The organism is Candidatus Protochlamydia sp. W-9, assembly GCF_001950615.1.
GTDB classification, from domain to species: Bacteria; Chlamydiota; Chlamydiia; order Chlamydiales; family Parachlamydiaceae; genus Protochlamydia; species Protochlamydia amoebophila.
This window is the reverse complement of record NZ_BCPZ01000159.1, coordinates 1-19891: the sequence shown is the minus strand read 5'-3', so window position 1 is coordinate 19891 and position 19891 is coordinate 1. Positions and strand designations below refer to the sequence as shown.

The 19891-nt window shown below is 34.8% G+C and carries 18 protein-coding genes and 3 tRNA genes; 12 read left to right on the top strand and 9 right to left on the bottom strand.

What is annotated here, in order from left to right:
• The first annotated feature begins 13 nt into the window (after positions 1–13).
• The 3 genes from BU804_RS05300 (at position 14) to BU804_RS05290 (ending at position 3379) form a co-directional block, all read left to right on the top strand.
• On the top strand, positions 14–1492 hold the full coding sequence (locus tag BU804_RS05300) for a UDP-N-acetylmuramoyl-L-alanyl-D-glutamate--2,6-diaminopimelate ligase (RefSeq protein WP_075883274.1): 1479 nt from the start codon (positions 14–16) through the stop codon (positions 1490–1492).
• Between the two features lie 28 nt (positions 1493–1520).
• Positions 1521–2363, top strand: coding sequence for an N-acetylmuramoyl-L-alanine amidase family protein (locus tag BU804_RS05295; RefSeq protein WP_075883273.1), 843 nt, complete (start codon positions 1521–1523; stop codon positions 2361–2363).
• A 125-nt stretch (positions 2364–2488) separates the two neighbouring features.
• Positions 2489–3379, top strand: a complete 891-nt coding sequence (locus BU804_RS05290; RefSeq protein WP_079988621.1) for a tetratricopeptide repeat protein — start codon at positions 2489–2491, stop codon at positions 3377–3379.
• Between the two features lie 15 nt (positions 3380–3394).
• Here BU804_RS05290 and BU804_RS05285 read toward each other — a convergent pair.
• Positions 3395–3468, bottom strand: a tRNA-Arg gene (locus BU804_RS05285).
• A gap of 468 nt (positions 3469–3936) precedes the next feature.
• Here BU804_RS05285 and gnd point away from each other — a divergent pair.
• Positions 3937–5385, top strand: coding sequence for a decarboxylating NADP(+)-dependent phosphogluconate dehydrogenase (gnd, locus tag BU804_RS05280; protein WP_075883271.1), 1449 nt, complete (start codon positions 3937–3939; stop codon positions 5383–5385).
• An 11-nt stretch (positions 5386–5396) separates the two neighbouring features.
• Here gnd and BU804_RS05275 read toward each other — a convergent pair whose 3' ends face one another.
• The 6 genes from BU804_RS05275 to BU804_RS05250 all read right to left on the bottom strand — a co-directional run bounded on the left by BU804_RS05275 (position 5397) and on the right by BU804_RS05250 (position 10492).
• Positions 5397–6029: a lysophospholipid acyltransferase family protein gene (locus tag BU804_RS05275; protein ID WP_075883270.1), complete on the bottom strand. Its 633-nt coding sequence runs from the start codon at positions 6027–6029 to the stop codon at positions 5397–5399.
• A 14-nt stretch (positions 6030–6043) separates the two neighbouring features.
• The gene (cmk, locus tag BU804_RS05270; protein WP_075883269.1) at positions 6044–6730 is read right to left on the bottom strand and encodes a (d)CMP kinase; all 687 of its coding nucleotides are present in this window, start codon (positions 6728–6730) and stop codon (positions 6044–6046) included.
• A gap of 52 nt (positions 6731–6782) precedes the next feature.
• Complete coding sequence (locus tag BU804_RS05265; protein WP_075883268.1) at positions 6783–7625, bottom strand: phosphatidate cytidylyltransferase; 843 nt, start codon at positions 7623–7625, stop codon at positions 6783–6785.
• A 1-nt stretch (position 7626) separates the two neighbouring features.
• A complete protein-coding gene (gene uppS, locus BU804_RS05260; protein WP_075883267.1) occupies positions 7627–8406 on the bottom strand; it encodes a polyprenyl diphosphate synthase in 780 nt (259 codons plus the stop codon).
• A gap of 78 nt (positions 8407–8484) precedes the next feature.
• On the bottom strand, positions 8485–10293 hold the full coding sequence (gene lepA / locus BU804_RS05255) for a translation elongation factor 4 (RefSeq protein WP_075883266.1): 1809 nt from the start codon (positions 10291–10293) through the stop codon (positions 8485–8487).
• A gap of 115 nt (positions 10294–10408) precedes the next feature.
• Positions 10409–10492, bottom strand: a tRNA-Leu gene (locus BU804_RS05250).
• A gap of 167 nt (positions 10493–10659) precedes the next feature.
• Between BU804_RS05250 and BU804_RS05245 the strand changes: the two genes are divergently transcribed.
• On the top strand, positions 10660–11715 hold the full coding sequence (locus tag BU804_RS05245) for a RhoGEF domain-containing protein (protein WP_075883265.1): 1056 nt from the start codon (positions 10660–10662) through the stop codon (positions 11713–11715).
• A 4-nt stretch (positions 11716–11719) separates the two neighbouring features.
• Here the strand turns inward: BU804_RS05245 and BU804_RS05240 are convergent, their stop codons facing one another.
• Positions 11720–13915 carry a UTP--glucose-1-phosphate uridylyltransferase gene (locus BU804_RS05240; RefSeq protein WP_079988619.1) on the bottom strand — a complete coding sequence of 732 codons (2196 nt, stop codon included), beginning with the start codon at positions 13913–13915 and terminating at the stop codon, positions 11720–11722.
• A gap of 357 nt (positions 13916–14272) precedes the next feature.
• Between BU804_RS05240 and BU804_RS05235 the strand changes: the two genes are divergently transcribed.
• The 4 genes from BU804_RS05235 (at position 14273) to truA (ending at position 17178) form a co-directional block, all read left to right on the top strand.
• Positions 14273–14569 carry an SWIB/MDM2 domain-containing protein gene (locus tag BU804_RS05235; RefSeq protein WP_011174875.1) on the top strand — a complete coding sequence of 99 codons (297 nt, stop codon included), beginning with the start codon at positions 14273–14275 and terminating at the stop codon, positions 14567–14569.
• Between the two features lie 186 nt (positions 14570–14755).
• Entirely contained in the window at positions 14756–15727 is a 972-nt protein-coding gene (lpxG, locus tag BU804_RS05230) for a UDP-2,3-diacylglucosamine diphosphatase LpxG (RefSeq protein WP_079988618.1), read from the top strand.
• A gap of 1 nt (position 15728) precedes the next feature.
• Positions 15729–16421, top strand: coding sequence for a 2-C-methyl-D-erythritol 4-phosphate cytidylyltransferase (gene ispD / locus BU804_RS05225; RefSeq protein WP_075883263.1), 693 nt, complete (start codon positions 15729–15731; stop codon positions 16419–16421).
• A complete protein-coding gene (gene truA / locus BU804_RS05220) occupies positions 16408–17178 on the top strand; it encodes a tRNA pseudouridine(38-40) synthase TruA (RefSeq protein ID WP_011174878.1) in 771 nt (256 codons plus the stop codon). Before ispD ends, truA begins: the two co-directional genes overlap by 14 nt.
• 11 nt (positions 17179–17189) lie before the next feature.
• Here truA and BU804_RS05215 read toward each other — a convergent pair whose 3' ends face one another.
• Entirely contained in the window at positions 17190–17873 is a 684-nt protein-coding gene (locus tag BU804_RS05215; RefSeq protein ID WP_075883262.1) for an HAD family hydrolase, read from the bottom strand.
• 88 nt (positions 17874–17961) lie between these two features.
• Between BU804_RS05215 and BU804_RS05210 the strand changes: the two genes are divergently transcribed.
• The 3 genes from BU804_RS05210 (at position 17962) to BU804_RS05200 (ending at position 19393) form a co-directional block, all read left to right on the top strand.
• The gene (locus BU804_RS05210; RefSeq protein WP_075883261.1) at positions 17962–18822 is read left to right on the top strand and encodes a hypothetical protein; all 861 of its coding nucleotides are present in this window, start codon (positions 17962–17964) and stop codon (positions 18820–18822) included.
• A gap of 49 nt (positions 18823–18871) precedes the next feature.
• Positions 18872–18954, top strand: a tRNA-Leu gene (locus BU804_RS05205).
• A gap of 70 nt (positions 18955–19024) precedes the next feature.
• Positions 19025–19393 (top strand): VOC family protein, encoded by a 369-nt coding sequence (locus BU804_RS05200; protein ID WP_075883260.1) that lies wholly within the window; start codon positions 19025–19027, stop codon positions 19391–19393.
• Positions 19394–19891: the final 498 nt, after the last annotated feature.

Here is a 19891-nt window from a genome sequence, read left to right as displayed (position 1 = left end):
CATAGCATTTAAAATGAAGTTGAAAGAATTGTTTAGAAACATTGAATCCTGCCAGTTTAAAGGCTCCCAAGAAGTGTTGTTGACTGGATTGACAGCTAACTCCAAATCCCTTAGTCCAGGAAATCTATTTATTGCTAAAAAAGGAAAAATGTTTGATGGCAACTCCTATATAAAAGAAGCTATTCAATCAGGAGCATGTGCGATTTTAACAGATCTTTTTAATCCTTCCCTAAAAAAAGTTGTGCAAATTATTCATCCCAATCCTAACGAAATCGAATCTGTTTTAGCGCGCGATTACTATCAAAATACCTCTGAAGAGTTATTTATGGTAGGAATAACAGGGACAAATGGTAAAACAACCATATCTTTTATTATTAAATATCTTTTAGATCTTTTTCACGGTCCTTGTGGTTTGATTGGAACAATTGAATATATCGTTGGATCTCATCGATACCAGGCAACACGAACAACCCCTGACGTTATTGAAAATCATAAAATGCTTTATGAAATGTCTTTGTCAGGTACAAAATCCGCTGTAATGGAGGTGACTTCACATGCCCTTATTCAAAAAAGAGTAGAATATATTGATTTTGATGTTGCAGTGTTTTCCAATTTAACTCTCGATCATTTGGATTACCATTTGACAATGGAAAATTATTGTGCAGCTAAAAATTGTTTATTTGAGGGACTGGGTAAGCAACCAACCAAGAAAAGAAATGAAAAATGGGCAATTGTGAATATTGACGATCCATGGTGCGAACAAATAATCCAAGGATGTCAAGCTCATCGCCTGACTTACGGAATAGATAAACCGGCTGATTTACAAGCAAGTCATATTAAATTAAGTTCGCAAGGAACATCTATTAATTTGACTTATCAAGGACAAACAACTGAATGTTTTTGGCCTCTTTTAGGTCGATTTAATATTTATAACTGCTTAGCCGCGATAGGTGTATTGCTGACTCAAAATATTTCTTTGAAAGGAATAGTAGAAAAAATGGCATTTATTCCCAATGTGAAAGGGCGTTTAGAAAAAGTATTAAATAATTTAGAGCTAGATATTTACATTGACTTTGCTCATACCGACGATGCGTTAAGTAATGTTTTAAAAACACTTTCCGAAATTAAAAAGGGACGTCTTTTAACAATATTTGGTTGTGGAGGCGATAGAGATCCCAGTAAAAGGCCTAAAATGGCAATAGCCTCAGAACAATATTCTGATTTAAGCATCGTCACTTCAGATAATCCTCGCTCAGAGAACCCCATAAGTATTTGCCAGGAAATTGTAACAGGTTTTGTTAATCCAAATTCTTTTATTGTAGAAATAGACAGAAGAGCGGCTATTCAAAAAGCCATTGAAATCGCCTCACCAGGTGATATGATTTTGATTGCTGGGAAAGGGCATGAAACTTATCAAATTTTATCTCATCAAATTATTGAGTTTGATGATGCAAAAGTTGCTGCTGAGATATGTCTGCAGCAAAATAAATGATTTACTTAATTTTTTTTAAGAGACATGCATGTTTCGTATTATACAATGGTTGAATTTTAGTCTAATATTAATTGGTCATACATTATACTCTCAACCACCTTATAAAGCTAATTTTCCTTTGCCTAAGACTAATCCTATTAAGCAACTTTATTCTAAAGAAGTGCTAGAATGCATTAATAAGCCACTTCTCATAAAAAAAGCTTTTATTGTGATTGATCCGGGTCATGGAGGGCATGATGTGGGAACTCAATCTATTTCTAAACCTCGGTATCAAGAAAAATCGTTGAATTTAGTCACTGCGAAATTTGTTTGTAGTTATTTGCAGCAACTTGGATATCAGATATTTATGACGCGCGAGAACGATAAATTTATTTCATTAGATAAACGAGCGCAAATAGCTAATAAACGGAAACCTACTTTGTTTGTCAGCGTCCATTATAATTCAGCTCCTAGTAGCGAAGCTCAAGGGGTAGAAGTCTTTTTTTATCAATCTGATGATAAAGAACGCGCACGTAAATCTAAACGGTTAGCTCAACTCATTTTACAAACTGTTTTAACAGAAACAGAAGCTAAATCTCGTGGAGTTAAGCATGGAAATTTCGCTGTCATTCGTGAGACGAATATGCCTGCAGTGCTAATTGAGGGAGGCTTTGTTACAAATGAAGAAGAATTAAAAAAATTAAAAGATCCGGCCTATCTAAAAAAAATTGCTTTGGGCATCGCCAAGGGAATTGACGAATATGTCAGAAGAATAGGCAAAACTGAAAATAAAAAAGAGATCAGTGCACCAAAAAAATTTAAAAAATTAGCTAAGCGTTTAACTTTAGAGACCCCTATCTCAAATTTAAGTAATACAATTGATCTCTTTTGACCGGATTAAAATTGCTTTTTTAGTTGAGGAATTATTCATTGCAAGTGAATCATTGTTATTTTTAATTCTCTAAATTTTAATCGATTAATAATTAGATTCTCATTTTATCCTAATTAAAGGAGTCAATGATGTCATTTTCTTTCAATAAGTTACTTATTTTATCTACATTGTCTTACAGCTGGCTAGTTAATGCTTCACAAGGGTTTTTAGAAGAAAAAAATTTGAATAAAACGGTTAGTTTGCCCATTCGGGAAACACTTCAAGAAAAATTAACTTCTTTAGCTCTTGAAGGGGATATGAACGCCCAGTTCAAGCTTGGCATGTTATTAATGAATGGCGAAAAAGAGGATTGTCTTAAAGGCGTTGAATGGCTTGAAATAGCGGCGGAGCAAGGCCAGGTTGAGGCTCAACTGACTTTAGGAAAGATGTATCAAATAGGCTTGAAAGTCGAAATAAATTCTCTTACTTCTCTATACTGGATTTCACAAGCGGCATTGCAAGGAAATGAAAAAGCTATTCAATCCTTAAAAAACTTATTTTCGACTTTTCAAGAGTTATACAGTATTCATTTACCAAAAGAAGAGAGGAATTATTGGAAAATAGATAATCATCAGGTGAGTATTGACGAGTATATTATTGAGTCTGTCCCATTAAATGAAACTGTTACTCATTGGTCGCAAATTTTTACTATTTCGTTTATGTCCAAAAAAATATTAAATCGAGATTTTAAAACAGCCTTGAGCAGTATGAATGCTGTTAAAGAATTGATGAGAAAAAATTATGGGGGCAAGGCTAAATTAACTCCTATACAGGTGACAGATAATGATGTAATTTATGAGTCTTTTATCCCTCTTAATAAAACGAATCAATTTGAAAATGAAATTGTCAGACTTATTAGAACTCCACGAGGTTTGTATCGGATTGCTTATTCAAGAAAAAATTCGTATATTGACGATAAAACCAAGCATAAATGGTTAAAAAGTTTGTGTGAAGCAGATTTGATCAAACTGAAGTAATTCTCCTTGATGAATTGTCCTCGGCGCGACTCGAACGCGCGGCCTGTTGCTTAGGAGGCAACCGCTCTATCCACCTGAGCTACGAGAACATAATGGAAAACATTTAATCCAATATTCAAATGTAAAAGTCAAAAAAATTACTCAGCTCTGAATGTTCTTCACATTAGCGAATGTCAAAGCAGTTTATCATTTTTCATAAATTAAGATAAATATCCTTGCTAATAGAATTAAGGAACAGCAGTATATTTTTTTAATTGATTGTAAATAAAAAGCTTGTGAAAAGTATATTCAAAAATTTAATAAAGGTTTTTAATCAAAAAAAAACCAAAAAAAGCAATTTTTCCTTCGATGGGTAATTTTATCTTGCGTATGTTGTCAAAATAGGTGTTAAGATTTTAAATTATTTTGAAGCAAATAGGATTTGGTTGTACCTTTTTATTAATTGCTTAAGCCTCTATCACTTTTATTAAATAGAATTTGATGGCAAAAAACATTATCTTTTTAATCTTTTATTATTCAAAATCCGCATTAATAACCTCTTAACGAAGGACATGCACATGACGCAAGCAGATATTGGTTTAATCGGTCTAGCCGTAATGGGACAAAATCTCGTTCTTAATATGAACGATCATGGATACACGGTTGCTGTTTATAATAGGACAACTTCCAAGGTAGATGAATTTTTAGATGGGCCAGCAAAAGGCACAAAAGTCATTGGGGCTCATTCATTAAAAGATTTGATTAGTCAGTTGAAACGGCCACGCCGTGTGATGCTAATGGTTAAAGCGGGTGAACCTGTCGATAATTTTATTGAGCAATGTCTTCCTTACCTTGAAAAAGGTGACATACTTATCGATGGAGGAAATAGCTTATTTACAGACACAAATCGCCGTTGTAATAGTTTAAAAGAAAAAGGAATTATTTTTATTGGAACAGGAATTTCTGGAGGAGAGGAGGGAGCTCGTCATGGCCCTTCTATTATGCCTGGAGGAAACCCTGAGGGATGGCCACATATTAAAGAAATTTTTCAATCCATCAGTGCTAAAGTTGAAGGGGAACCTTGTTGTGATTGGGTAGGCGATCAAGGAGCTGGGCATTACGTTAAAATGGTTCATAATGGGATCGAGTATGGCGACATGCAGCTGATTTCAGAAGCTTATTATTTGTTGAAAGAAGCTCTTCAACTTAATCAAAACGAATTATATCAGGTGTTTGCAGATTGGAATAAAGGAGATTTGGATAGCTATTTAATCGAAATCACTTCGAAAATATTTAAAGTGAATGATGAAGACGGAAAACCACTTGTAGATAAAATTTTAGACGTTGCAGGCCAAAAAGGCACAGGAAAATGGACAGTAATTAATGCTTTGGATTTAGGAATGCCTTTAACATTAATTGGAGAGGCAGTTTTTGCAAGATGTTTGTCTGCTTTAAAAGATGAACGGGTAGCTGCTAGCGAGTTATTGAAAGGGCCTGATGCCAAATTTGAAGGAAATAGAGAAGAGTTTATTCAAGCAATTCGAGAAGCTCTTTATTCCTCAAAAATCATTAGTTATACTCAAGGTTTTATGTTAATGCAACAAGCGGCAGCAGAATATAAATGGCAACTTAATTATGGGGCAATTGCCTTAATGTGGCGTGGTGGGTGCATTATCCGCAGTCAATTTTTGGGCAAAATTAAAGAAGCATTTAAACTAAATCCAAACCTCAAGAGTTTACTTCTCGATAAATACTTTCTTCAAGAAATTCAAAAGCGGCAAAAAGGGTGGAGAAAAGTCGTTTCTAAATCAGTTGAGCTTGGAATCGCCACTCCTTGTTTTAATACTGCCTTGGTGTTTTACGATGGTTATCGCACAGCAAAATTACCTGCCAATCTCTTACAAGCTCAAAGAGATTTCTTTGGGGCTCATACCTATGAACGAGGAGATCGGGCTCGAGGGCAATATTTCCATACAGATTGGTCAGGCACCGGTGGAAAGGTGAGTTCAGGTTCGTACAACGCTTAATCCTATGAATTTTAGCTAGGAATGTTTCCTATACAGCCATTGTCAGACCATTGTTTGAGAGCTTCAATTTTGTGTCTGACGATTGTTGTCAATTCTTGGCTAGCTTCTTTAGCATTCGATTTAAGAAAAGGCTCTATAGCAATCGGCTTTCCAAATACACAAACAATGGGGTGTCCAAACCTAGGAAAAGAATGTGTTCTTGGCCAAGCTTGGAATGTTCCTGAAATGTATGTGGGTATAATGGGAGAGCGCGTACGAAGAGCAAGTCTAGCAAGTCCTGTATGAAAAGGGATCAACTCTCCTGTTCTAGAAATCCCCCCTTCGGGAAAAATAACAACTTTTTTGTCTTGGCAAAGAAGTTGTTGTAAGACTCGAAAGGAATGTAGGTCTTTAGTCGGGTGAGCATTAAATGCTTTTAAAAACGTTTTCGAAAAAAATGTAAATAAATGGGTATGAGCTAAAAAATGAACCTCTTCGGGCCAAGCTGTTCGCATCATCAAAGGAGGATCCATAAGAGAGGTGTGATTAGGAGCTAAAATGGATTTGCCAGTCGGTAAATTTTCTTTTCCAAATAATCGAAAATGATAAAAAAAGCGAAAGCCTAACCGAAGGATAAAAGTGGAAAATCTATATAATGGGTTCATTTTGTGTTAAAAGTCTAACTTGGCCGTTTCGTCTTAATGGTGTCTTTATATTCTAATATTTTATAAACAACCTCATCGATGCTTAAATCAGAAGTATCGATAACAAAAGCGTCTTCTGCTTGGCATAAAGGAGAATATTCACGAGTAGAATCATAGTTATCTCGTTTAGTGATTTCTTCCAAACATTTTTCTAAAGTAAGTTCTTTTGTTTCCTCGGGGAATTTTGAGGTTAATTCATCATACCGTCTTTTCGCACGCACATCATTGCGTCCAGTCAGAAAAATTTTGATGTTCGCACTAGGAAAAACAACAGTTCCCATATCGCGACCTTCAAACACAGCATTTACCCCCTCCGCAAGCTCGCGTTGAATTGCCATGAGTTTTTCTCGAACAGCTTTAATGGCAGAGACTTTAGAAACAGATGAAGTGACATCTTTTCCGCGAATAAGCTTGGAGACATCTTCTTTATCAACAAAATAATGCCTGTCATGATGAAACACTTTGATATCAAATTGAAATTGGTCAAGATAATTTTGAAGAGTGTCGGGGTCGAAAAGATCAATTTGATTTTTTAAAATTCCAAATGTAAGAGCGCGGTACATAGCGCCTGTATCAAAAAAAATAAAGCCAATAGATTCCGCAAGTTTTTTTGCAATTGTACTTTTTCCTGTTGCAACAGGGCCATCAATAGTAATGATCATAAATTTCTCATATTTAATATCCTCATATTATAGAGGAAAGATTTTACTCATGTCATGAAACTTTTAGCCAAAGATACACTAAAGGCAAGGTAAAAACAAGAGAATCTGTCATATCAAGGATACCACCTAAACCAGGTAGTTGACTGCTATCTTTGACCCCAGCGTCTCTCTTTAAGATGGATTCAGATAAGTCTCCGAATTGAGAAAGTACACTGATGGCTAATCCTAGCCATATACTTTGCCAAAAAGGGATTGGATGTTTAAAAGGGAATACAAAATAATAAAAAGCTAGGCTAGTCAAAAGAGACAATATTAAACCTCCAATGGAACCTTCGATAGTTTTTTTGGGGCTAATATGAGAAGCTAATTTGATTTTTCCGAAAATTTTTCCGCTTATATATCCACCAACATCTGTCATTTTGGTAACAGCAAGTGCATAGGCGAGCCACAAACGTCCATCAGATATATGAGGAGATGAAAAATAATTGATTTGCAAAGCACATGTCAAAGGGATGACGACATAGCCAATTCCGAATAGGTTGACAGCAATATTACCTAAAGGTTCTAACTGTTTATTAAAATAGGCTAAAAAAAATAGTAGAAGACAGCCTAATAAAACAAAAAGAGGAAGTTCAGATAAATGAGATTCTTGTCCAGCGTAAAAACTGCTGATGACATAAGCTGTTGTTGTTCCCACCCCTAATAAATTTAAAGGTTGAAATCCTTTATAATGTGCCAATTGATAATACTCGAGAAGAGCCAATGAAATAATTGCTGCATTAAGTAATACAAAAATAGGTTTAAAGTAAGGAACATGAGAAAAATAAATCGAGATAATGACTAAGAAAATAGTCACGCTGCTTGTGACAACTCGTTGTTTAAACTGATTTGCCAATTTATACGCCTCCCCATCTTCTTTCTCTTTTCTGATAATCGACAATGGCTTCCAGAAGATGGTTAGGAGTAAAATCTGGCCAAAGAACAGGTGCAATATAAATTTCTGTATAAGAAATTTGCCAAAGAAGAAAATTACTAATTCTCATTTCACCACTTGTTCGAATTAATAGCTCGGGATCTGGCCATTGATGAGTGTCTAAATATTGAGCGATAGTTGTTTCATTCACTTCTTCTTTTTTCAAATTTCCTTGTTCGACTTCATTCAATATCCTCGTAAAAGCCCGTTGTAGTTCATTGCGAGAACCGTAGTTCATAGCAAGAATTAAATCAATTTGATCACATGCACAAGTAGCTTTTTTTGTTTCCTTCAAAGTGTCTTTTAAAAATTCAGGAAGAGGATCAAGCTCACCGATGGTTTCTAATTTAATTCCATTTTGAATCATCGAATCACATTGTTCGCTTAGATAAGAGGCAAATAAAAGCATGAGAGCAGAAATTTCATCAAATGAACGAGACCAGTTTTCAGTAGAAAATGTATAGAATGTAATTGCTTTAATTCCAAGTTCCTTTGCTGCTTTAACGGTTTCCATTAAAATATCAGCTCCTTCTCGGTGTCCTTCATTTGAGCTGGATAATCGTTTTCTTGCCCAACGTCGATTGCCGTCAGGAATAATGGCAATGTGTTGTGGAATGCGAGAAAAATTTAAACTCTCTAGTTGGGATGGTAAGAAATGGCTAGAACTTTCTTGCAATGGTATAACAGCGTGATCAATCAACATAAACCCTCTAGAAATTTGCAAAAGAATAACGTAAATGGATTTGATCGAATAGATTTATCTTTTGCCAATTATCCAAAATTAATCTCCAGCTTTTAATACTTCCATAAAGGCACTTTGAGGAATGTTTACTTTTCCGATTTCCTTCATCCGTTTTTTACCCTTTTTTTGCTTTTCCCATAATTTACGTTTACGAGAAATGTCTCCCCCATAGCATTTTGCTGTGACATTTTTGGTGATTGCTCGAATTGTTTCTCGTGCCACAACTTTTCCGCCAATAGCTGCTTGAATAGGAACCTTAAAGAGCTGCATGGGAATAACTTCAACTAATTTAGCACAGATAGCTCGTCCTTTACTCTCTGCTTTAGTTCTGTGTACTAAGCAAGAAAAGGCATCAACAGGTTCTTCATTAACACGAATTTCAAGTTTGATTATTTCACTTGGTTCATAGCAATCAAATTCATAATCAAACGATCCATAACCTTTCGTAATCGATTTTAACTTGTCATTAAAGTCTGTAATGATTTCATTGAGAGGAAGACGATATGTTAATAATAATCTACGAGCATCCATGGTTTCTGTTTTCGTACAGACTCCTCGTTTATCCATTCCTAGGTTCATGATAGCTCCCAAATATTCAGATGGAATCATGATGTGACATTTTACCCACGGTTCTTCGACCATTCGAATAAATGTGGGATCTGGGTAATGAGCGGGGTTGTCAACAGTTTTGACTACTCCATCATCAAGTGTAAAACGATAAATAACACTAGGAGCTGTAGAAATAATATCAATGTTAAATTCTCTTTGAATTCGCTCAAAAACTATCTCTAAGTGTAGCAACCCAAGGAATCCACATCGAAAACCAAAACCAAGTGCTGTACTACTTTCTTGCTCAATATGCAAAGCAGAATCATTCAATTGAAGCTTACCTAATGCATCTCTGAGCCCTTCAAAATCCGTTGCGTCAATGGGATAGATTCCTGCAAAGACTACGGGGGAAATAATTTTAAAACCTGGAAGTGCTTCAGGAGCAGGATATTTTTGCAGAGTAATGGTATCGCCAATTTTGACATCAGAAGGGGTTTTGATATTGGCAATCATATAACCGACTTCTCCGGGTCGGAGTTGATCAACAGGTCTTTCTTTAGGGGTAAACATTCCCACTTCTAATACTTCAAAGTTTTTGTTGGTGGCCATCATTTTAATGAGTGAGCCCCGCTTGATTTCTCCACTCATGACACGAATATAAACCATGACACCTCGATAAACATCATAGTGAGAGTCAAAAACAAGAGCTCTTAATAAATCGTCTTTTGGCTCTTGAGGAGGAGGTACTGCTGTGAGAATTCTCTCAAGAACATCTTTGACACCTAAACCAGATTTTGCAGAACAACCGATTGCATCTGAGGCATCTAATCCAATCAGATCTTCGATTTGTTTACGCACTCCTTCCACATCGGCTGCTGGAAGATCAATTTTGTTGATAACCGGAACAATTTCTAGATTTCTTTCCAAAGCTAAATGCACGTTGGCTAGGCTCTGTGCTTGCACGCCTTGACCTGCATCAACAACAAGGATGGCTCCTTCACAAGCCGCTAAAGAACGCGAAACTTCATAAGTAAAGTCAACGTGGCCTGGAGTGTCAATGAGGTTAATTTGATAAGTTTGCCCATCATTTCCTTTATAATACATTGTGACAGGGTGGGCTTTGATCGTAATGCCTCTTTCTCTTTCCAGATCCATATCATCTAACAATTGCTCTTGCATATCACGGGCAGCAACTGTATTAGTTAACTCTAGTAGACGATCAGCAAGCGTAGATTTTCCGTGATCTATATGAGCAATGATTGAGAAATTGCGGATATTATTTAAATTGTGACGATGCATAGATGATTGATTTCCAAAATGGTTGGGAGAGAATCAAATTTAATGGATTTAAGGAAACATTTCAAGCGAATTGCATGGAGTAAAAGAACAATAGATATCTGAATGAATAAAAAATTGCGGCCAAGATGACTCGAACATCCACCGAGTTACCCCGACTAGAACCTGAATCTAGCGCGTCTACCAATTCCGCCATGGCCGCATTTAAAAAATAATAAGCATATCTTTTTTTGAATTTTCTAAAAACAAAAATATTTATAATGAATAAACTATTATTTTTATTGATTGTTTTATATTGAAAAATTTATTTTTTTTAATTTAAAATATAAAATTAATTTAAATTATTTTTAATAAAATAATAGGCTAAAAATGCATCCATCACAAGAAGTCAAAAGATTAAATCTCGTTGAGAATGTCAATTTTGACAGAGCATCGAACCCAATAGGCGAATTACAAGGAAGATCAGTTTCTTCTTCTCCTACTCACTCATCACCGAGTTTGCAACAGAGTCGAGTCAAACTTGTGCAAGAACAAATTGGTGACAAAATTATGCCGGGTCTTATTAAGAAAGATTCAAATAAAGAGCCTGTCATAGAGCAAATTTCCAAAAGTGAATTGGAAAATGATAGTTCGCCCATTCATACAAGGAAGGCAAGATCTGATTCTCTGCCTATTTTTTTTGGATCAAGTATAAAGAAAGAAAAAAATATAAAAAACACTCCCTCCTCTAACTGTTTACAAATAATACCAATAAAAAAATCTGAGGTTGAAAAAACTAGCCCCATCATTGCCATCGAAGAGAAGAATGAAGCAATCGCTTCAATTCTTTTAGAAATCATAGAGACAGAACAAACCTTTTTTGGAAATTTAGAAAAACTAGAAAATTTAAGAGAAATGATTATACACCAAGGAAAATTTTTTAAATTTCTTGATAAATCAGAACCGCAAATCAAACAAGTTTTAGAGAATTTATTAGGGGAAGCTCACAAACTGAAGCTTTATTCTGAATTTTTCATTCAAGCTTTACAACACAAATCTCAAACCAAATCAAATTTCCAAACGATTATAGGAATTTTGATGGGGTTAAATTATCAAACATTTATTAACGTTCCTCATTATTATAATCGCTATTTGAGTTGTTTAAGAAAGCTTCCCTCGAATAAATTGAAAGAAAAATTGAACGATAAACTAAAAGAAGAGTTGAATAATCATTTCGAATCGATAGCCGTTACAATGGTTCAAAGGCTTCCTAGATATGAATTATTTATTAAAAGTTTAATCGAGAAAACAGAACAAGATTTAAACACTTATCAAAAAGAATATACTGATTTAAAAAAAGCTTTAGAAAATGTTCAATTAGCAGTAAGCAAGATGAACCAAAACGTGACCTACTCCATCGCTTTACCAAGCCCAAGTCCAAGCTGAAAATTTAAAAATTTGAGTTAAATTTTTTAGTGAGTTGGATGGTATTGTTCGAATCGATTTGGTAAAGCCATGCCCAAGTTGGTTGTTGGATTGGAGTCAATTCTTCGATCCAATTATTTCCAGAAGTCGCTTTCAAAGTTAAACGATGATGAGCGGGAACTTCAAAATATTGATTCCCAACTATTGTAAGATGCTCAGCATAAAACTCTGCCCCTTCTTTCAAAACCACTTTCATACATTCATGCCTAACCAGATCGTTTTTCCAAAATTGTTGCGTGTTTTGAAAATCAATTCCTCGATTTCTAATTGTCACATGATGAAGGGAGCAGCGAGGTTCTTTACCGTAATGGAGAATACCTTGTTCATTATACTGTCCAAGTGGTGTAGAAGATTCAAGAATTAAACTTCCTTCAAGATCAATTTGTTTTAAATCTACTTCTGCTAATTCGACTTGGAGCTCTGAACCTTTTGAGAGGCGCCCAAAGCTTATTTTTTGTTGAATAATAGAATAAAGAGGACCTAATGCAGGATGAAAGAGAAATAGGCATGAAGGTCCATTTTGAAGTTGATCTTCAAAAAATTGCTCAGGGGGGACTGTGATTTGACAATAGGATGCTAATAATCTTTGATTATTTAATAAAACATCATAGTAGGCATTTTCAGGAGTGGAAATAGGCGATTCTGCAGGTTTATAAGAGTTTTTTGTTGTAGAAATGGTTTTACAACGATCGTTAAATACGATAAAAGTCTTTAATTCTTTTTTTAAGCTTTCTTTTGATAATGGGTTCGGAAAGCGATCCATCATGTAATCGGCAATATTTTGCATGGTCGATTCAAGTCTTCCACCAGAAATTTGAGAAATAGCTCCCTGTGCATCTATATAAGGAACCTTAGCTTTCATATTAATTAATTGTCCGGGAATGGGGCAGAGTCTTAACGCATCTTGTATAGCGGGAATATGGACAAATAAAATATTGGTATTTGTGGGGTAGATCGAAAAAGAACTTCCTTTTTTAGCAGGTTCTTCCCCGATGCCACGTAAATTAAAATCTGTATATTCTATATTCGTTAAGCGATATTCAAAATAGTCTGGGTAGTAGGTTTCAATAACAACGTTTGTGCCTTCGGCACTATTAAGTAAGCGCTCGCAAGAAAGAAAACCAAAAGCTTTTTTCTTTTTACAGCCAATGCCGATTAAACCAAAGATTGAGTTATCTACACTAGCTAGAGGATTATTGATTTGCCTGACTAATGCTTGATGAATTCCGATTTCATGTAGCCAAGCAAACACTCCTTGTTCTTCAGCTAACTTCCAGATGACTCCGTGTCCTCCAGGTTTCAAGTTTAAAGTTAAGAGAGCAGATAAAGACCAATTTCCTTCTTCTGTAACAACAGGAACAAGGGGTTGAATAAAAAAATGAAAGAGTTCTGCAGACCTACCGAACCAGTTTGAATGTTGGCAAATGTCTAAAATATGCGCATGATTGTTTTTTTCCATTGAGGTCATCATGGCGATAGGTGTTTGGATTTGCCGATTGTAAAGTTTAAAGTAAAGATATTCTCTTGCTTGTAAATCTCTGATTAATCCTTCTAGTAGTGTTTTCCCTAAAAAAGGTAAAACAGCTGCGGGAAGTGGGGTTGAAGTAGTTTCGTCAATAAGATTAAGCCGATCTCCCGCTCCACCCACTGGGTAAATTTCAGCAATTTTATCTAGATTTTCTATCCCTGTTGTAATCATTTGTTTAACTAGGGGTGTTTCTTTACCTAAATAAAGTCCTTCTGGCTTGATATAATTAACGTTGTTGAGAATGGGATTTTTTTTTGTTTTTTGAGAAGATATCATGGATAAGATTGTTAAATGATAACCAGCAATTCCTCCCATATAAGCATAAAATTCATCAATTCTAACAAGTTGGTGCATCAATTTTTTCAATAGATTAAGACATTTTTCATCTTGGTCAATGAAATCGCGGAGAATAATAGAGCCTTGACCAATCGCGATCAAAGATTTGAGTGCGCATTCTCCCTCAGGACTTAAGGTACTTATCATTTTTTTTAGGGCAGGGTTTGTTTGAAGAAAATCAATGACAATTGAAAGGTTATTGAGGATAAGATTTTTTTCAAATGTCGATTGCGTTTTTTGCAATTTGGTTACCAAATATCGCAAATCTCGAATTTGCTGCTCTAAATTTACACTCATTTTGCTCCAACAATAGACATTCTAAAACCCTATTCCGATTAGATCTTAACAATGAAACGTGAAAGGATGCCCTAATTATAAATTTTATACCATGTTAAAAATTATTTATTGATTAGAAGAGGCCTATAAATCAAAATAGAAGAGAGACTTGCCATTTAACAGTAAAATTCTTTTGTTTTGAGTATCTAAGGATCTTTGTTTTCTGTTAAAGTACTTTTTTAATCTGCATTTTGGATTTTTATTCTTGCTAAACAAAATGTTTTGACTAGAAAATCCAACAGAGATAATAAAAGAATTCGAATAAGATGACTCAGTGTCTCATTTAATAGTGTTCATCAATATCAAAGGAGATTTAGGATGACAAAAGATACTAAAGACAAAAAAAATTCTGCGTTTATGAGACCCGTGCAAGTTAGCGAAGTTCTTGCTGAAATCGTTGGAAATGGCCCTATGCCAAGAACTGAAGTGACCAAACGTGTATGGGATTATATCAAAAAAAATAAATTACAAGATCAAACCAATAAACGTAATATCAATCCCGATGCCAAACTTGGTAAAGTATTGGGATCAGATCAATCAATTGATATGTTTAAAATGACTAGCAAAATTGCCAAGCATTTAAAAGAACCTGAGATGTCTAGTACTAAACAATAAAATTTGTTTGGCTCCGGTTATTCTTTTTAGCTTTAATTAAATTAATTATGCGTCTGTAAACATAAATTTACAGACGCATTTTTTACTTAGTCTACCTTTTATTTATTTTCCCTTCCCCGCTATAATATCGAAATTTCAATTAGGCAAAATCATAGAATAATTTTAAGCGATGTTTATGGAATGGTTATGAATACTAAAAAGACATGGAGTGAATGGCTTTGGGATTTCTGGTGTATCGTGTCTATTATAGGAATTTGGCCTCGTTTTATTGAACCACAATTATTAGGTGTTTCAAAGTTAACATTGCCTATTGCTAATCTTCCTTTGTCTTTAAGTGGGCTGACTATTCTTCAATTTAGTGATCTACACTGGAACAACTTATTTTCAAAAAGATTAGAAAAAAAGTTAATTAATAAAATTAAACGATTGAAACCCGATATTATTGTTTTTACGGGAGACTGGATATGCCGTTCAAAAATCGAAAAGAAAGAACAATTAAAATTTTTTTTAAATCAATTACAGGCTCCCCTGGGTTGCTTTACCATTTTTGGTAATCATGATTATGACCGCTTTGTGACCATAAATGAAAAAGGGGATTATGATGTGGAATATCCTTCTTCTTCTTCTTCTTCAAATATCGGAAAAGGGTTTAGACGTTTATTGAGTTCTATTCGCTTAACAGGAAAGGTGACTGACGCTGCAAAATCAGCCCTAATTCATGCAGAGCTTTGCGAGCTGCTGAAAGAAACTCCTTTTCAAACGCTTGATAATGAAACAATAACTATTTCTCACAAGAATAAGCAATTGAATATTTGTGGCCTCGGCGAGTATTCTTTGGGTCGCTTTGATCCTGAAAAAGCTTTTCGGGAATACAATAAGGCGTATCCAGGTGTTATTCTCTCTCATCATCCAGATACAATTGAAATCCTTAAAAAATATCCCGGAGATCTTATATTAGTAGGTCATACGCATGGAGGGCAGGTTAACCTTCCATTTTTTTGGAGTAAATTTACTCAGCTTGAGAACAAAAAATATAAGCGAGGGCTTAAAATCTTGGATAAAAAATGGGCTTACATTAATCGTGGGATTGGTAGTGTTATCCATTTTCGTTGGTTTGCTACGCCTGAGTTGACCTTGATGACTTTAAAACAAGGATAAGATGGAACATCAACTAATTCCTTTTACAGTTGTTCTTTTAGCTGGTGGAATGGGAACCAGAATGAAAAATCTTATTCCCAAACAATATCTAACTATTCAAGAAAAACCTATTGCTTTACATAGCTTTGAAAAATTGGCTTCAATGCCTGAAATTGAGCAAATGATTGTTGTTTGCGAACCTCAATACGAACAACTTTTTACAGTCTATAAGTTGAATAAGCCTCTTATTTTTGCGAGGCCAGGATTGCGTAGACAAGATTCTTTATGGAATGGAATTAAATTAATAGCTGGCAATCCCTTGGTTTGTATCCATGATTCTGCCCGTCCTTTTATTGAAATCGATCGGATTAGACAAACTGTTGTGGAAGCGGAAAAATGGGGGGCTGCTGTATTGGGTGTACGAGTAAAAGCGACGATTAAGATTTGTGAAGAAAAGCAATTTATCGTCAATACTCCAAATCGCGCATTTCTTTGGGAAATGCAAACACCCCAAATTGTGAGGCTAAAACTTCTTTATGACGGTTTTTCTGTTGCTCAAAAAAATGAATTAACTGTAAGTGATGATGTTTCCTTAGTGGAATTAATAGATAAACCAGTCAAAGTGGTTGAGGGATCTTATCTTAATATTAAAATTACAACACCAGAAGATCTTCTGATCGCTCAAAGTATTTTAAAAAATCATGCATTGCTATAAATTAACGATTGCTTACGATGGAACGAACTATAGCGGATGGCAAATCCAACCCAATGCTTCTTCCATCCAACAAAAAATTCAAGAAGCTCTTTGCATTCTTTTAAAAAAAGAAAAAGTTGTTTTGGTAGGTTCAGGGCGCACGGATGCTGGAGTTCATGCCAAAGGGCAAGTAGCTCATTTTCATTTTCAAGACTATATCGATCTATCACGCCTTCATGTTTCCTTAAATGGATTATTGCCGCGCGATATTCGTATTAAAGCAGTGGAGCCTGTTTCACCTCGGTTTCATTCGCAGTACAGTGCCATTCGAAAAGAATATCATTATTATTTGCATTTAAATAAAGTGATGGACCCCTTTCAACGTTTATATAGCTGGCATTTCCAAAGAAAAATAGATGTAAATATATTAAAAAAAGCGGCTATTTTATTTACGGGCACTCATGATTTCACCTCATTTGCTAATGAAGCTCACAGAGGAACTGCAGCTAAAAATCCAGTAAGAACTCTTTATCGTTTAGATATCAAACCAAACGAAGGAGGTCTTCGATTAGAATTTGAAGGGGATGGATTTTTGTATAAGATGGTAAGAAACATCGTTGGAACTTTAATGGATGTTGCTTCGCATAAAAGAGCTATAGAAGAAATTAATCAGATTTTTGCTGCTAAAAATCGTCGTCAGGCAAGCCTTGCTGCTCCACCTGAAGGACTTTTTCTTATTCAAGTTTTTTACGAAAATGAAAATGGATGTTTGGATTAATTTTAATTTTTTTAAGGATGATTATTTTCTGTAATCTTATTGAAATTTGGGTAATAGCTTAATTCAGGAGCTAATATTTCATTTAAGTAAGGGGAATTAGGAGGGCAAACTAAAACAGCTTTTGCTTGAGTTTGTAAAAGAGCATTTAATCCTCTTGGGCTGTCTTCAAAACCGATTACTTTATCTTCTTTTTCAGCATATCTTTCGATAGCGGTTAAATAACACTGTGGGTCAGGTTTGGGGTGAGTATAATCTTCTCTTGTTATCCAATAAGGAATGGAGTTTAAAATAGGGTTTTGTTCTCGAATAGTTTTAATAAGTTGAAAAGCAGAATGAGTAACGACACACCGATTAATATTAGCTTCTTTTAATGCCAGTAAAAGATCGCTAACACCTGGCATTAATTGTACATGGCCTTCTTGTAAAAGTTTCATAAAAGCTTTTTTCTTTTCTTCATATAAGATATTCCATTCAGATTCTTGCTGATAAAGGGCTGGAAATTGAGCGTATATAGCATCCCTTAAGCCATTGGCATGGTGGTGTGCGAATCCTGAATATTGCTCAAAACTCCAATTAATTTTAAATCCCCTTTGTTCACACATTTTTTGATAGGCTTGAAAGTGTAAAATTTCGGTATTGACCAGAAGTCCATCGAAATCAAATAAAAAAAGTTGATAATGTTGAATCCAATTCATAAATCTACTGAAATTTACCTTCTTGAGAAATGTTTATTTTAAAAATGATATAATAACAAATTCCAAAAATAAATGGGCAAATTGTCATATGTTTCAAGTTATCATAGCTAATGAGTTAAATCTATTACCCTTAAAATTTCTGGTTATTTTTTTTATTTTTCTTACTAGTTGTTCTTCTTCCTCTAAATCCACAGCTACTCCTTCTTCATTAACTGGAGAATATATTTATCGTCACCACGAAGATTCTCAGATTCAAGTTGAACCAATGATTTTTGTTAAACGTAAAACCTATCCTTGGGAAGAAAAACAATCTGGTGCTTATCCAAAAATTACTAAAGATTTTTTTCGTTGTAAAGGAACGAGTTTAAATCCTGTACGTCTAGTTCAAAAAGAAAAAGAACTAGTCCGTTATTATGATTGTGGGGGTCCACAAAAACATAGTCTTCCTCTTAAAAATCAAAAAGAATTTATTTATTCTATCTTAATTGATTTATTAAATTACATTCAGATTAAAACAAATAAACGAGTCGTAATTACCTGTGGCCATTGCTGCCCTGATCATAATGTGTATGTGGATCCTTCCCCATCGTATCAACTTAATAAACATCTCATTGGTGCAGAAGTCGATTTTTACGTTCAAGGGCTGGAGTACCAACCTGAAAAGATTGTTGAATTGATTTTGAATTATTATCAAGAGATGCCTAAATATAAGGGGTTAAAAGATTTTCAAGAATTTAAACGTTATGAAAAAGGAGACAGTAAGGTTTCTACTAAACCATGGTACAATCAAGAGATTTTTTTAAAGTTGATAAAAAAAAGTGAAGGAAGAGACTTCGATAATCGTCATTCTTACCCTTATCTCTCTGTACAAGTTCGCTACGACTGGGAAACTAAACAAAAAGTGCACTATTCATGGAGTCAAGCATTCGGTAATTTTCATCGATGGTAATTCTTTTGACAAAATTGAGCAGATATGTATGATATTAACATCAATATTTGCCGATGTGGCGGAATGGTAGACGCGGTAGACTCAAAATCTACTTCTAGCAATAGAGTGCTGGTTCGAGTCCGGTCATCGGCAAATTCCTAACCGAATGTTTCTTAAGAAACATTCGGTTTTTTTAAGCTCAAAAAATTTTAAAGGAAATATTATGAACCCTATTGGTATGCAGCTCGTGTGGATTACTGTCTCGAATATTAATAGTGCTATTAAATTTTACACAGAGATTATGGGCTTCGAACTTCGTGAGTTTAATGAACATTTTGGATGGGCCGAGCTTTCAGGCAAGGAAGGGGCGCGTTTAGGCCTAGCTCAGGCTAATGCTGATTTTGGCTATAAGCCTGGAACTAATGCAATTGTAACAATTACAGTGGATAATATTGAAAAAGCGTGTGAAGAATTAGAACGCAAACAAATCAACCTGATTGATGGAATTATTGAAATACCAGGTGAGGTTAAGTTGCAAACATTTACAGATGTTGACGGTAACATTTTTCAGCTATGCCAGCGATTAAAATAACTATACCTGAAAACAAGAAGTTTTTTACCAAGGTTAGAGATAGTCTAAGCCTTCAGTTAATTCTTCATTCTAACAAGGCAAACTTTAATGTGTGAATTCATTTTAGATTGAATCGATTTAAAACGTTCTTCTAACAAATGAGGGCGGTTTTTAAAAGCTATGCACATCATTGATGGATGCCTTTTTTTCATTTTTTGATAGAGATTAATCCATGCTAGTCGCGTTAATAAATTACGAAGCTGTGCAGAATATAGAAATTTAAGTGATAGACAAGAAAGACACTTTATAACAAACACTAGTACTTCATAAACTTAGTTACCCGTATTCTTCAAATCCGAGAATTTTTTGAAAGCCAGAATGATAAAAAATTTTTGCTAAGGAACGCCATCTCGGGAATACTTAATAAAAGCCAACCTTACCCTATTATATACAAGCCTTTTTTTAATAATTAAAGCACATCAGAGAATTTTTATAGATATCTATAGAGCAGGGCATTTC